Here is a 13,206-nt window from a genome sequence, read left to right on the forward strand (position 1 = left end):
CCTCGCTAAAAACTGTACAAAAAGACAGTAAAATGCTTGAATATCTGCATATAACATTTTGATGGATGGTAAATATGGCTCAGCTGTTATCGGCAATTTCTCTTTCTTCGCTTTCTGGCGTAGGAGCTAAAGTCGCTGAAAAACTGGCGAAAGTCGGCTTACACTCGGTTCAAGATTTACTGTTTCACTTACCTCACCGTTATGAAGATCGTACTCGTATCTATCCGATCGTTCGTTTGCATCCTGGCCTTTGGGGATCGGTGCAAGGGAAAGTCATGAGTAGTGATGTGGCTTTCGGGCGTCGCAAGATGTTGACGGTTAAAGTGAGCGATGGCAACGGTACTATTACACTACGCTTCTTCAATTTTACCGCAGCGATGAAGAACAACTTCTCTGAAGGTCGCCTTATAGTCGCTTATGGTGAAGTAAAGCGTGGCAACCATGGTCTTGAAATTATCCATCCAGAATACAAATTTCAAACCGAAGGTAAAGCACCAAAGTTAGAGCAAACCTTAACCCCTGTTTACCCAACCACAGAAGGATTAAGGCAGCTCACACTGCGTAATCTCACAGACCAAGCGCTTGAGCTCATGGACAAAGCAGCAGTAGACGAATTGCTTCCAAGTGGTCTGTATAACCAACAAATAACCCTCGCCGAGGCGCTACACACCATCCATCGTCCACCACCAACGATTAATTTGGACGACTTTGATGAAGGTAAGCACCCTGCTCAGCAGCGACTGATTATTGAAGAGTTGATGGCGCAAAACCTTTCTATGCTAGCGGTGCGCAGTAAAGGTCAACAAGATACAGCCATTGGCTTAGCGCCTGTTGAAAAACTGAAAGATCAACTTCTTGAACAATTGCCTTTCTCCCCTACGGGTGCGCAATCACGAGTGGTGCAAGAAATCGAAACTGACCTTGCTAAACCTATTCCCATGATGCGCCTAGTTCAAGGTGATGTGGGTTCAGGTAAAACCTTGGTAGCTGCGCTCGCTGCTGTTCGTGCGATAGAACATGGCTATCAAGTGGCTATGATGGCACCGACCGAATTACTTGCAGAGCAGCATGCCATAAACTTTGCAGGTTGGTTTGAAGCCATGGGGATACAAGTTGGTTGGTTATCAGGAAAACAAAAAGGCAAAGCTAAGGAAGCAGAGTTGGCACGTATTGCCAGCGGTGAAGCTCAAATGGTCGTAGGGACGCACGCCCTATTCCAGGAGTCGGTTGATTTTCACAACCTTGCGCTGGTTATTATTGATGAGCAACACCGTTTTGGTGTCCACCAGCGCTTAGAGCTGCGTGAAAAAGGTGCTAAACAAGGTTTCTACCCTCATCAGTTAATTATGACTGCCACGCCAATCCCAAGAACCTTAGCCATGACGGCATATGCCGACTTGGAAACCTCGGTAATCGACGAACTGCCACCGGGAAGAACCCCAATTCAAACCGTCGCCATTCCAGATACAAAACGCGACGACATCATTGAGCGTGTCAAAAATGCTTGCTTACACGAGGGTAAACAAGCGTATTGGGTTTGTACATTGATCGACGAGTCAGAGGTATTGGAAGCACAAGCGGCCGCTGAGACCGCCGAAGATCTGCAACGTAAACTGCCTGACCTGAAAATCGGTCTGGTTCATGGCCGAATGAAACCGGCTGAAAAACAACAAGTGATGAAGCAGTTTAAAAACAACGAACTACACCTTCTTGTTGCAACCACCGTCATTGAAGTCGGTGTGGATGTCCCTAACTCCAGTTTAATGATCATCGAAAACCCAGAGCGCCTTGGTCTCGCTCAATTGCATCAGCTACGGGGCCGTGTTGGCCGTGGTAGTGTGGCAAGTCATTGTGTACTGTTGTATCACTCCCCACTCTCTAAAACCGCTCAGAAGCGCTTAGGCGTACTGAGGGAAAGTAATGACGGCTTTGTTATTGCCCAAAAAGATCTAGAGATTCGTGGCCCTGGTGAGCTACTTGGCACCAAACAAACTGGACTGGCTGACTTTAAGATTGCTGATTTAGTGCGGGACCAAAGATTAGTACCGGAAGTTCAACGAATTGCGCGACATGTGCACGAACAGTACCCCGAGAATGCCAAGAAAATTATAGATCGCTGGTTAGGAGACAGAGAGTTTTACGCCAAAGCATAAGACGCCTGCTCTCTATATCATCGCCACTCTACAAAATAACGCCGTCATCCCCTTGAAAAAGGGGATCTTCTTCAGCACGCCGCTTACGTAAAGCAAACCTTCTGCACAACCTAGAAGTCCTCTACCTCAAACCATTCTTAGCTACAGGGAAACTTACTTGTGCCTTCAGTCCACCAGCACTGCGATTCGAAATACTCACTGAGCCGTGATGCTGACTAATAATCCGCTTCACAATCGCCAGCCCTAGACCTGTCCCTTCACTGCCTCGTGCGGTATCACCTCGTGTGAAAGGTTCGAATAGACGACCTATTTGGCTCTCTTCGATACCAGGACCATTATCTTCAATAGTGACCCAAGCCAGTTTGTTGTCCGCCGTCATACCTGTGGTTACTTTCACCCAACCATTGCCGTAACGAACCGCATTAACCACCAAGTTGGTAATAGCACGTTTAATCGCAATTGGACTGCCTTCAATATCTTTGATAGTTGCCATTGGGGCATATTCTATCTGGATCTCATATCCGCCTTCTGATGAGACAATATCAGAAGAAATGTCATTCAGGCTCATCGGTTCAAATGACTGAGTATTAACCGGTTTTAGGTAATCCATAAACTGGCCAATGATTTCATTACACTCTTCAGTGTCGCTGATGATGCCCTCTGCTAAATAGCTGTCTTCGGGCGACATCATTTCTGTCGCAAGGCGAATTCGCGTTAATGGGGTGCGAATATCATGGCTGATGCCCGCCATTAATAAGGTACGGTCTTGCTCAAGCTCTTGAATACCTTTTGCCATTTGGTTAAAGGCTCGCGTAACTGAGCGAATCTCCGACGCCCCCTTCTCAGGCAAAGGTGGCGGGATTTCCCCTTTACCTACCAAATTAGCGGCATTTTCGAGTGCGGTAAGTGGCCGGTTTTGCAAGCGGATGAATAGCCAGCCACCCGCAATCACCAATAGAGCCATAATCAAACTGTTTCTAAACAGCGGCGCAAAGTCTTCTTCCTGCAACTCTGACAGCGGAATGCGTATCAACGAGTTGGGTAGTGCATCTATCTTCATCCAGAGGATGTAGCTTTCAGCTCCAAGAATCAGCCTAACCTCAGTTTTTGAATCCAGCTCATCACTCATCTCCTCGCTCATCAGGTCGATAGGCATCGCATGGTTAAACTCGTTCGCCATCGCGCTGTCATCAGCATGAATAGTGACACCCAACTGCTCCAATACACGTCGGCGTAAAGGAGCATCCATTTCAAGCTGCTCATCAATCGCTTCATTGTCTTCCAAGAAAAACGATAGCTCATGCGCCAGTATCTTATTGAACTGCTGCAAACTAGGTACAAGAGCGTAGTTGTACACGGCGTAATAAGAAAAAACTTGGCTAGCAATCAAGAGTGTAAAAAACAGCAGAATGGATTGCGTGAAGGAGCTACGAAATCGCATAGGTTTTCCTTAGAGAGCGAAGATGAGAAGAATCTGAGGTAGATAATAAACAAAAGGCCCTGAATCCATCCAGAGCCTTATCGACATTTCTGATTATGCTTCTTTGCCGTCCGGCACAAACACATAACCTAGACCCCACACTGTTTGAATGTAGCGAGGTTTGCTTGGGTCGATTTCCAGCATGCGACGCAGACGAGAAATCTGTACGTCGATAGAGCGTTCCATTGCCGAGTATTCACGACCACGAGCCATGTTCATCAGCTTATCGCGGGACATCGGCTCACGTGCGTTGGTCACCAAGGCTTTTAGTACTGCAAATTCACCAGATGTTAGAGGCATTGCCTCTTCACCACGGAACATTTCACGTGTACCCAGGTTCAAACGGAAATCACCGAACTCAACCACTGACTCTTCTTGGCTTGGCGCGCCAGGAGCTTCAATAGTTTGACGACGTAATACCGCTTTAATGCGAGCAAGTAGCTCACGAGGGTTAAATGGTTTCGGTAGATAGTCATCCGCACCGACCTCTAGGCCGACAATACGGTCAACTTCATCACCTTTGGCTGTCAGCATCAGAATCGGCAACATGTTGTTGGCGTTACGTAAACGACGACAAATCGACAGGCCATCTTCACCTGGTAGCATTAAATCCAATACCATAAGGTGAAAGTTTTCACGGGTTAACAGGCGGTCCATCTGCTCACTGTTAGCAACACTGCGTACTTGGAATCCTTGCTCTGATAAGTAACGCTCTAGTAATGCACGTAGACGTGCATCATCATCAACAACTAAAATCTTGTGATTTTCTTGCATATTCGATTCCACCACTAAAAAGCAATTTACCGACCCCTCCGTCAACAAAAAGTGTGTCAGAAGAGTATCTGCACTAAATGTAACATTTCATGGCCAATAATTGCGCAGAGAATTGTTAACGTTTATTAATTATGGCTCATATCAGACACATTCGTCACTGCTCTAAGTGATATAAGTGATGTATATCTAATGTTGCCTAATTTTACTTGCTGCAACTTCGTTAACCTGTACGCTAACTATTCAACGTCTACTAACCCTTTGTAACGTTTTAAAATATGCTTTTGTGCGCCCCACCAAGCCCATGTCATATAACCTAAGTAAACTATCACTAGTTTATCGAGCTCAAGGAGAGATTATGACATTTGAAGCACAATCAGAGAGTCCGTTTTCACGCGATAACTTCGCACAAGCACTGAAGTATTGGCGCAATTTTAATGGCATGTCTCAATTGGAACTGGTTGAAGCGCTGAGCTTGTCCCATCGAGCATTTCAAGGGATAAACCAGCCAATGCTCAGTAAGTGGGAACATGGCAACGGACAGCCTTCATTGATGCGCCGAATCGGGGTCGCTACGTTTTTCCAGCAAAGTTACCATTATTCAGAAGATGAACGTCGTATCATTCAAGGGGTCGAAAAATATGACGACTTCTTTAGAGGGTTTGACACACTCTACCCTTATACGATTGATACATATGAAAACTATCGTTGGGATAATCTGCCAGAGCTTTATCGAGAGCAAATCGTCTACGCGCAAGAGCACTATCGCTTTATCACGTTTCAAGAGCTGATAGACGTCATGTCCATTCAAGAGATCAACGTGGTTCTTGCTAAGCACCGGGACGCAGTGGTTGGTCATATTGTGCATGGTAAGGATATAAACGGGCAGAACTGCCTACTTAGCTATGTCGCGCTTAATAAAGACTTGCATCGATTAGTGCATAACTACGCGTGTGAGTTGTTTGAAGGTAAAACCTTACTGATCACCGCGATCAAGCCTTACGCTAAAACTCTGATCTCGGATATCTATATTCCTGAAAAGTACCAAAGCGGTCATATTACTGTGTATGAATGCCAAGTCGACACGCTAGCCGCCAATCCGTTTTTCGACCAAATTCACGATGAAGGGCGAATCCTAACGTTACTGAGCCATCATCAGAAGATTCAACGTAACCGCCGCTCGGCACCCACACACAAAACGGACGAGTTAGCTTTGTCATAAATCACAGCACGCAATTTGAGCTCTCAAAGACATACCACTTTAGGAGCTCAAATCGCTCTATCTATTCAGAATGCTGTTGGTAAGTGATGGAGTTAATAAACCACTCTCTGTCTCCTTGAGGGGTCTTCACTACTACCTCATCATCCACTTGTTTTTTTAGCAGCGCCCTCGCCATCGGAGAATCAATCGATATATAACCTTTTGCATCACCGTAAATCTCTTCGGGACCAACAATCCGGAAATGCATGGTTTCACCTTCTTCATTTTCAATCTCCACCCAGGCACCGAAAAAGACCTTCCCTTCTTGTTGAGGTGAATAATCAACGATGGTGACCTCAGGTAAGAACTTGCGCAGAAAGCGAACACGGCGATCGATTTGGCGAAGCAAACGCTTATTGAAGGTATAGTCGGCGTTTTCAGAGCGATCACCTAGACTCGCCGCCCACGTCACTATCTTAGTGACTTCAGGACGTCGCTCATTCCAGAGGTAATCATGTTCTTGTTTCAGTTTGTTGTAGCCTTCACGCGTGATCAATTTGGTCTTCATTTTGCTCTCTATTAATAGCAACTGCTGCTGAGAGATTATAACGAACTATTTGACTTTGTATGAACCCAAAATCCTCCCTCCTTGTACACCAGCGAATTGCTGAAATGATAGTAAACCGTCAAAACACCATTTTAAACCACCTAATTATCAACATGGTTACCCAATGATTTATATCGTTTTTATTTTTTATTAGGACTTATTCTTTTACTTACCCCCTTGACTAATACCAATAATGAATTCTCAACGCATCACTTTCGAACATTCACTGTTAAGGAAAACATCATGTTTAGAAATAAAGCCTCTTTTCTACCTCCACTTAAACTTACCAAAAGAGATCTTCAATTAGAGGATATGGAGCAATTAGGCGTACATTTTGTTCATGGCACTAATTCAAGCGCTTTAGAAGGGTTGGTAAAATTCCGAGCGTTATTATCGGCTGAGGATATAGACTGTACCCCTTGGTTCCATCGAGCCGACGGACCAAAATCTGGAGAAAGGGGGAATACATTTAACAACTTGTATCGCAATCAACCCATAAGCCAAGGGGTTAGCCTTCATTACACTCGCAACTACCACGAATGTCTTAATCATTATGCCAAACTCGGATTACTCGGCGAGGACAACTATGAAGTACTAATCGGTTTAGACTCATTTGTCCCGCTGCGTGCTAAGTTTACCTCACATCCCGTTAGTATCGGTGGTATTAGCATAATGCGAATCTGCGCAATTTATGTTCCTGCACAATATGTTTCAGACGTAAGAGAGATGTTCCAAACAATTCCCTCTTTAGTCACCAAAGTACGAAGTTTTAGATAGTTGACCAACACTTTCGTGAAGATAAACCCCATAGAGTGCTGAAGATATCACTTCGCTTGGCACTCTTTCTTAAAAAGTCATTGACTTCTTTTTATTTATCAACTTTAGAAGCATCTTTCAAATAAACCCGCCAACCAACAACTAATCCAATTGTTGAAAAACCTCTCATATCAAACCACAAACTAATACCAAATTCTAATATTTAACTTTCAGTAGTTTCTCTCTCAAGTTTGTTTATTTTAGTGCAATAGGCTCTACAGCTGGCGAAAAGCTCAACATCAACAAGAATTAGTGCTGTATAAAAATACAATAGAAATTATAACCAACTGATATAGCTAACTTTTTATTTTTTATAATCATTTATTAGTTAACTAGGTTCCAAAAAAACAATAAATTCCATCTCGAATCAGAACACACTGACATTCATATTTAACTCATCTCAATTAACAAACTATTTAATCTGGAAAATAACTTATGACTTTCAACCTAAAAAAACAAACTCTAGCTAGCAGTGTTGGCCTTGTACTAGTGCTAAGTACATCATCAGCAATGGCTGTAGACCAATATGCGTTCAAAGAAGATTTATATGGTTCTCACGACAAAATAAATACTCGAAACGAGGAAAGTAAAGACATTGAATTAAACATCACAGCAAATGTTCAGTATGAAGGCGCTATTTGTTCATTTGATTTTGATAGTGGTGCCGGATTTGATGTTAATTTTGGCGATGTGACACTCAATAATGGAGAAGACAATACTCTTGATACTCGAGAAACAGGATTACAATTAACTGGTAATGGCTGTGAAATGGCATTTTTTAATATTGAAAATACATCAATGAAAGGAAAAAGTGCAGAAGAAGGGAAATTCGCCTGGCCCGTTGAAAATGCCTATTGGAAAGAAAATGGTCAGACTTGGTATGCACTAGGGGACGATATTGGTGTCTGGTTTACAACGGTTATCAAGAAACAAGACAGCGAGATTACAGCATCTATTGATGGCAATAAAAAAGTCAAGATTGAGAATGGCTATAAGATTGTAAAAGCAGGAGAAAAATCAGAATGGCACCGACTGAAAGACTTTGCTAAAGATAACACTCTTACATTAACAACGATTATGCATATTGACCATAGAAAGTACGCTATTTGGAATCACACGGCAGATAAAAAAGTCGATAAAGTGATGTCTTTTACTGCAAAGATTCAATAAAACTTATTTAATTCCTATCTTTGGAGTATTTATATACTCCAAAGATATAGAGATGTAAAAAATGAAAAAATATATATTACTAATGCTAATACTACCAAATATTTGCTGTGCTATTGCTATTCCCGGATCCAGGGTCGTTTATATTGAAGGGAATAAATACTTTCAAGGTGAAATCGTTAATAACTCAGATTCTGCGACATTAGTACAGCTTTCTATATTAGATGACAGCTTTGATGAAGAGAAGCTGCCGATAATAACACCGAATATCATTCTATCTAAAGCAGATAGTCGCTCAGGATTCAGAATCTATAATTTAGAGTCAGTAATGGACTCTAATGAAGTAGAAACATATCGGACTCTTAGTGCTGTCTCTATAAAAGAGCAGTCAGACACTCCATCAGATGTCGTTGCTGGCATGGATATGCATTACAAGTTATTTATCAGACCGAAATCTATTGCAACTCTAACCATGGCCGATGCAGTAAAGAAACTCGTCATTAACAAACAAGGCGATGATTTTGCAGTAAAAAATGAGTCTCCATTACACATCACGCTCATCTCTATTGAACAAAGAAAAGAAGAGACGATGGTAGTACAAATGATTGCCCCTTATCAGGAGATTACATTTACTAAACGTAGCAATTTTAACCCCAACAATTCTTTTGAATTAAATTACATCGACGACATTGGGTTACTTGCTAAAGATAAACGCTCGCTATAGATATATTACCCATGTTACGTTCCTTAATTCTGTTCATTCTGACTGCTCCCTTACTATCTTTTGCGGGAGGTTTTGATCTTTCTCTCCTTAATGGCATCTCTAAAGATGCCTCTCTCGGCAGCTTGGTTAATCACATCCCTGATGGTAACTATGACTTTAAAATTACCGTCAATAAAAGGCGAACGTATTTTGAATCCATTCTCTTCTACAGCAATGAGCAAGGAGAAAGCACGCCATGCTTCTCAGAACAACAATTAAGTGAGTTCGGCATTAAACCGGATATCAACTTAACACAAGGCGCATGTGTGCTAAGCAGCGAAATTGGCTTGGATATTGATTTTGGCAGTTTCGAAATAGCCATGAACATCCCTTCCAGATTTTTGCTGTCAGAAAAACAGTATGCTCTGACTCATTATGATGATGGCATCACAGCATTAATGTTGCCATATTCGGCTGGAATGACGACTAAGTTTGACGATAACTACAGAGCTTACGGTTCAGCAAGCCCACAATTCAATGTGGGACGGTTTCGCTTCAAGAGTAGCCTCTCGGCTTCTATGATGAATCAAGAGACGACAGTATCCAATGGATATCTCTATGGATATACCAACATTCCTTCACTGCGCAGCAAGTTTATGTTTGGTGAACTAAGTCAAAGCACAGCAGTCATGGGGGCGGTCGATATGCAAGGCGTTAGCTTGAGCAGTAATAGCCGTTTATATCAATCAGGGCAAATGACGGACACCACAACCATTCGTGCCAATGCGGAAACGAATGCCGAAGTGCGTGTTTATCAAGACAACGAACTGATTCACACTGAATACGTGGCGGCCGGCGAATTTACTATTAACGATATGAACATTCGCTCCAATAGTGATTTCGTGGTCAGCATTAAAGAAGAAGATGGACGTGAAGCGGTTTTTTCAGTTCCTAGTCAATTGGTACTCAGTGTCCTAAAGCAAGGCACTAGCGAACATAGCTTATTTACAGGGCTACAACGAACCAACTCACACGCCTTTTTAGGAGGAGAGTTGGTCTATGGTCTGACGGATACTCAATCTTTAACTACTGGGCTTTTCGTCGAGCGCGACTATAGCAACCTATCTGTGGCTAGTACGATGAATTTCGACCTATTAGGTGGTGTTCGCTTGTCGGCTGCCCATTCTACTTACCTTCCAACGGGTCAATCGGGGACTAAAATCAATTCAAGCTTAACCAAAAGCTTGCCATTCTGGTCGCTGAATTTTCAGACCTCTCTGAGTCATTTTTTGGGAAATGGGTACCGAGATATCAATAGTAGCCATATTGCCGATATGGTTAGAAAAGGCTATCAGTTTTCTACGTCAGCGAGTAGCGGCCTGCCCTTTCAACTTGGAAGCGTCAGTCTGTTTCAGTCTCTGGGAGGATCAGACAAAGCACAATTCCAAAGCTTTGGCTTAGGATACTCATTTGGTAATGAACACTATCGGTACTCCGTTAGCGCACTAAAAGCCTATTCTAAAGAGAGTAATCAGAATGACTTTGCCGTCGACAATCGCCTCTCGATGAATTTTTCGATGCCACTCAACTGGGGAAAATCGCGCGTAAGCCTATCTCGCTCACACAGCAGTGGTCGCCCTGCCAGTACCTCGTTGTCTAGTGGTATGCGGTTCGGCGACAGTAGCTCCGTATCAGGCTCTCTGCGTTTCGATGATAAGAAGGGCATTGTTGGGCATGGTTTGTCTTTATCAAGCAATAGTGAATATAACGATTATTCTCTGCAATACTCAAACTCTCAATCGGGTTCACAGGTTAGAGGCACCGTAAAAGGTGGCTTGGTCGTTGCTGAAAATACCGTGCTTCCAACTCGGCGTCTCTCCGACACCAATATATTGGTCAGAGTTGACGATGTTGAAGGGTTAAAAATAAGAAATGCCGGTAAAACAAACGCGGATGGCTTTGCGCTCATCCCTTCAGCCTCTGCGTACAGTCAAAATCGAGTTTCAGTCGAATCCAAGTCGATTCCTGATGGAGTCTACCTTGACAATACCGTCGCAAATACGATTCCAAGTGAAGGCGCTCTCACCTTAGTCACTTACAACGTTAAAAAAGGGCGCGACACCATGCTTAAGCTGAGGCAAGAGGTTTCATTAGGAACTAAGCTTTATAGTAATGATGCCCCGATTAGTAGCTACTTTGACAGTGATGGCCGTGTATTTATTGCGGCATTTGACAAAAATGAGGAACACCTAAGTGTTCCTATGCTCAGCTGTGACGTAAACATTATTGAAGACAGCTATATCGATATGTCTGGCTTAGATTATTATGAAGCCGAGTGTCTGTCCCCAAGTAATAGAAGCTAAATCATGACACCAACCACAAATATAACCTTGAACCCGAATAATGGTCACCTGGCGGAAGACGGGCTTACTATCGCCAAATTAAACAGCAGTGAGCGACTTATCCTAGAAGCTCTTTGCAATGCCCAAGGGCACCCATTAACCAAGCAACAGTTATTGGACGTTGGCTGGCCTGGCAAGATTGTTGTCGCTAATTCGCTCAATGTCGCCATCCGAAATATTCGGACAGCGTTGGATAAAGTTGGCTTAGTGATGTGCTTAGAAACCGTTCCAACTATTGGTTTTCGGTTAGACCCTAATGTCATTTTGATCACCAATGACGTGCCTTTTGTCAGCGTGAACGTAGGTTCAACCAACGCTAAGGCTAATGATGCTAGCTCTTCTGAACTAACCGCTCAGCCCGTCGAAGAATGCCCTTCACCTAACGACGCAGTTGCGACACCAACTCGGTTTGAGTTAGTCAAAAAGGTGCCTTTAATGGCACTTTATGCCGCCTTGTTGTTTTGTGCTTTAGTGATTTTTTACGTGTCATCGATAAAGCCAAGTATGCACACCTATAAGCGTGGCGACACCACTTTAATCGGTTCATTCTCTCTGCCAGATAACACGGTACACGCCCTGTCTCAAGAGACGGAGGGTCATGTGGTGTATTTTCGGGATACTTCTGATGAAGATGGCATTATTCGCTTGGTCCCAATAACACACTGAACCGAGATTTTAGCTTCGAATAGTAAGGAATACTGAATGCGCTCTACCAATGCTATGGCCAACCTGCGAACAATAGCGACATCAAAATGCTTCGTTGCTTTGCTGCTAATGGTTTCTGTTGTTTGGCTATTGTATCCCTTCGTTAATGGCTTGGGATGTAGCTATAGGTTTACTCATGATGGTGAGCTCAATTTGCAAAAAGGCAAATGCCGCTCAGGCGTGTTGTCTGTGTATATTGAAAATAAAGCCAGCGGGAGGGTCATTAATAAAACCATGCTTTGGGGTAAACGAGGGTCGGAGATTTACACGTTGTTTATCAGTCAGAGAGAGGTAAAACCTGCAGTGGCCGTCGATAATCAAGCGCTGTATGCCGATACGTTTTATGATAACCAGCTGTTGATTGTTGGGCTGCTGCTCGAGACAAAACAGCCTAATCAGTACGTCTCTGTGTTTGATTACCCATTTGATATCGGCTACGACATCGCCTTGTTTGGCAAGACCAGTTTTTTTGATTAAGACGAGAAGGTATTGAGTTTAGTTTGGTCGTTCTCAGGCTGGTCGTGGAAAACTTACCTGAGAACGCACTTTTCTATCCTGAAGGCGTACGCTAGATACTTACACCAATGTTACTGACTCCCTCTTCCTTAAGCTCAAGGCGAAGATCTTTAATCAGCTCTATATCACGCTCAGTGCAATCACGTAGTGGACGGAAAATAGCCCACTGAACATCCCACTCTTCACACACAGCTTCGTTTTCTTTTTGGTTCTCATTGGTGATTTCCACACCGGTTTCTGCTTGTTCAAGCTGAGCCACAGTCGCGACAGACTGTTGACTGATCTTAAGCGTTGATTCCAGTAAGTAATCACGATCGAGCAAACCATGCAATAGAGTCGATAAGGCAAAACACGCATCAATCGCTGGATAGACGCCGTAGATATCGAAATCTTCCGAATTCGGAATGACCTCTTCTAGCTTTTCAAGCTGCTTTTCGAAGTTGATTTTGGCGGTTTTCACCGTCAGCAGTTCCCATACTGCATCCAAAATATTGCGGTACACACGCGCTTCAGCAAACTCGGTTTGCTCACAGAACATAGCGAAGTTGGGGTACATACGCTCGCACAAACAGGTCATAAAAGTGATATGCTGCCAAGGCTCAAATTTTTCGATACGTACCTGAATAGGGTTCTTTAACATGGTCGCTCTGCCGTAGTGAATATAGTCTGCGGAAGTGTAACCAAA

General features: G+C 43.4%; 12 protein-coding genes. 8 read left to right on the forward strand and 4 right to left on the reverse strand.

The window, feature by feature from the left end; translation table 11 throughout:
* Positions 1–74: 74 nt before the first annotated feature.
* Complete coding sequence (recG, locus tag AWH66_RS17130) at positions 75–2,153, forward strand: ATP-dependent DNA helicase RecG (protein ID WP_062462363.1); 2,079 nt, start codon at positions 75–77, stop codon at positions 2,151–2,153.
* Positions 2,154–2,274: 121 nt separating this feature from the next.
* On the opposite strand, the gene envZ is transcribed toward recG, so the two are convergent.
* Entirely contained in the window at positions 2,275–3,594 is a 1,320-nt protein-coding gene (gene envZ, locus AWH66_RS17135; RefSeq protein WP_006071275.1) for a two-component system sensor histidine kinase EnvZ, read from the reverse strand.
* 93 nt (positions 3,595–3,687) lie between these two features.
* Positions 3,688–4,407, reverse strand: coding sequence for an osmolarity response regulator transcription factor OmpR (ompR, locus tag AWH66_RS17140; RefSeq protein WP_006071277.1), 720 nt, complete (start codon positions 4,405–4,407; stop codon positions 3,688–3,690).
* Positions 4,408–4,762: 355 nt separating this feature from the next.
* Between ompR and AWH66_RS17145 the strand changes: the two genes are divergently transcribed.
* Positions 4,763–5,626 carry a helix-turn-helix domain-containing protein gene (locus AWH66_RS17145; protein ID WP_038231050.1) on the forward strand — a complete coding sequence of 288 codons (864 nt, stop codon included), beginning with the start codon at positions 4,763–4,765 and terminating at the stop codon, positions 5,624–5,626.
* A 61-nt stretch (positions 5,627–5,687) separates the two neighbouring features.
* Here AWH66_RS17145 and greB read toward each other — a convergent pair whose 3' ends face one another.
* Positions 5,688–6,173, reverse strand: a complete 486-nt coding sequence (gene greB / locus AWH66_RS17150; protein WP_038231051.1) for a transcription elongation factor GreB — start codon at positions 6,171–6,173, stop codon at positions 5,688–5,690.
* A 282-nt stretch (positions 6,174–6,455) separates the two neighbouring features.
* Between greB and AWH66_RS17155 the strand changes: the two genes are divergently transcribed.
* From AWH66_RS17155 to AWH66_RS17180, 6 genes are all read left to right on the forward strand, one after another.
* Entirely contained in the window at positions 6,456–6,989 is a 534-nt protein-coding gene (locus AWH66_RS17155; RefSeq protein WP_063603889.1) for a hypothetical protein, read from the forward strand.
* Between the two features lie 474 nt (positions 6,990–7,463).
* Positions 7,464–8,198 carry a hypothetical protein gene (locus AWH66_RS17160; RefSeq protein WP_063603888.1) on the forward strand — a complete coding sequence of 245 codons (735 nt, stop codon included), beginning with the start codon at positions 7,464–7,466 and terminating at the stop codon, positions 8,196–8,198.
* 61 nt (positions 8,199–8,259) lie between these two features.
* Positions 8,260–8,919, forward strand: a complete 660-nt coding sequence (locus AWH66_RS17165; RefSeq protein WP_063603887.1) for a fimbrial biogenesis chaperone — start codon at positions 8,260–8,262, stop codon at positions 8,917–8,919.
* An 11-nt stretch (positions 8,920–8,930) separates the two neighbouring features.
* The gene (locus AWH66_RS17170; protein ID WP_063603886.1) at positions 8,931–11,261 is read left to right on the forward strand and encodes a fimbria/pilus outer membrane usher protein; all 2,331 of its coding nucleotides are present in this window, start codon (positions 8,931–8,933) and stop codon (positions 11,259–11,261) included.
* Between the two features lie 3 nt (positions 11,262–11,264).
* The gene (locus AWH66_RS17175; RefSeq protein WP_063603885.1) at positions 11,265–11,966 is read left to right on the forward strand and encodes a winged helix-turn-helix domain-containing protein; all 702 of its coding nucleotides are present in this window, start codon (positions 11,265–11,267) and stop codon (positions 11,964–11,966) included.
* 36 nt (positions 11,967–12,002) lie between these two features.
* Entirely contained in the window at positions 12,003–12,482 is a 480-nt protein-coding gene (locus AWH66_RS17180; protein ID WP_063603884.1) for a hypothetical protein, read from the forward strand.
* A 91-nt stretch (positions 12,483–12,573) separates the two neighbouring features.
* Here the strand turns inward: AWH66_RS17180 and AWH66_RS17185 are convergent, their stop codons facing one another.
* The gene (locus AWH66_RS17185; protein ID WP_006071293.1) at positions 12,574–13,161 is read right to left on the reverse strand and encodes a YjaG family protein; all 588 of its coding nucleotides are present in this window, start codon (positions 13,159–13,161) and stop codon (positions 12,574–12,576) included.
* Positions 13,162–13,206: the final 45 nt, after the last annotated feature.

It is taken from the genome of Vibrio barjaei, assembly GCF_001639065.2.
In the GTDB taxonomy this organism is placed as follows: Bacteria; Pseudomonadota; Gammaproteobacteria; order Enterobacterales; family Vibrionaceae; genus Vibrio; species Vibrio barjaei.

Excerpts from the sequence above, each read along its gene's own strand:
- ompR (WP_006071277.1), bottom strand. The coding sequence starts at position 4,407 with ATGCAAGAAAATCACAAGATTTTAGTTGTTGATGATGATGCACGTCTA.
- AWH66_RS17170 (WP_063603886.1), top strand. The coding sequence starts at position 8,931 with ATGTTACGTTCCTTAATTCTGTTCATTCTGACTGCTCCCTTACTATCT.
- AWH66_RS17145 (WP_038231050.1), top strand. The coding sequence starts at position 4,763 with ATGACATTTGAAGCACAATCAGAGAGTCCGTTTTCACGCGATAACTTC.
- AWH66_RS17175 (WP_063603885.1), top strand. The coding sequence starts at position 11,265 with ATGACACCAACCACAAATATAACCTTGAACCCGAATAATGGTCACCTG.
- envZ (WP_006071275.1), bottom strand. The coding sequence starts at position 3,594 with ATGCGATTTCGTAGCTCCTTCACGCAATCCATTCTGCTGTTTTTTACA.
- greB (WP_038231051.1), bottom strand. The coding sequence starts at position 6,173 with ATGAAGACCAAATTGATCACGCGTGAAGGCTACAACAAACTGAAACAA.
- recG (WP_062462363.1), top strand. The coding sequence starts at position 75 with ATGGCTCAGCTGTTATCGGCAATTTCTCTTTCTTCGCTTTCTGGCGTA.
- AWH66_RS17180 (WP_063603884.1), top strand. The coding sequence starts at position 12,003 with ATGCGCTCTACCAATGCTATGGCCAACCTGCGAACAATAGCGACATCA.
- AWH66_RS17185 (WP_006071293.1), bottom strand. The coding sequence starts at position 13,161 with ATGTTAAAGAACCCTATTCAGGTACGTATCGAAAAATTTGAGCCTTGG.
- AWH66_RS17160 (WP_063603888.1), top strand. The coding sequence starts at position 7,464 with ATGACTTTCAACCTAAAAAAACAAACTCTAGCTAGCAGTGTTGGCCTT.
- AWH66_RS17165 (WP_063603887.1), top strand. The coding sequence starts at position 8,260 with ATGAAAAAATATATATTACTAATGCTAATACTACCAAATATTTGCTGT.
- AWH66_RS17155 (WP_063603889.1), top strand. The coding sequence starts at position 6,456 with ATGTTTAGAAATAAAGCCTCTTTTCTACCTCCACTTAAACTTACCAAA.